Origin of the sequence: Actinomyces sp. HMSC075C01, assembly GCF_001812965.1 — a bacterium.
Taxonomy (GTDB): domain Bacteria; phylum Actinomycetota; class Actinomycetes; order Actinomycetales; family Actinomycetaceae; genus Actinomyces; species Actinomyces acetigenes.
Genome location: NZ_KV810962.1, coordinates 1 through 437, shown reverse-complemented (window position 1 = coordinate 437; position 437 = coordinate 1). Strand labels below are relative to the sequence as shown.

At 65.4% G+C, this 437-nt stretch carries 1 pseudogene; it reads right to left on the bottom strand.

Features of this window, described 5'->3' with window-relative positions:
• Positions 1 to 437: pseudogene (locus HMPREF2883_RS02520) on the bottom strand (nucleoside recognition domain-containing protein); the annotation flags it as partial.

Genomic DNA, 437 nt, shown 5'->3' with positions numbered 1-437 from the left:
GCCGCCAGTGAGGACAGGGTGGCGACGTTGATGCGCCAGTCGAAGCCCAGTGGCTCGAAGACCGGTTGGACCGCTTTGCCGACGGTGGCTGCCCAGGAGTTGTCCATCGTGTAGGAGGTCTTCTGGGCGTCCAGCAGCTTGCCGAGATCCTCGGGGTCGGTGATGACCTGCCCGTCATCGCCCTTGACGGTGGACGACTCCGGCTTGTCCACGGCCGCCGAGATGGCGGCGCACTCCTTGTCGGAGGCGCAGAAGTCCTCGAACTGGGCGTCCGAGCGCATGGGGACGTTGAGCAGCACCCACAGGATGACGGTGGTCAGGGTGATGATCGTGCCGGCCTTCTTCAGGAAGCCCTTGCAGGCGTCCCACACCATGATGAGGACGGTGCGCAGGCGGGGCATGCGGTAGGGCGGCATCTCCATGTAGAAGGGCAGCAG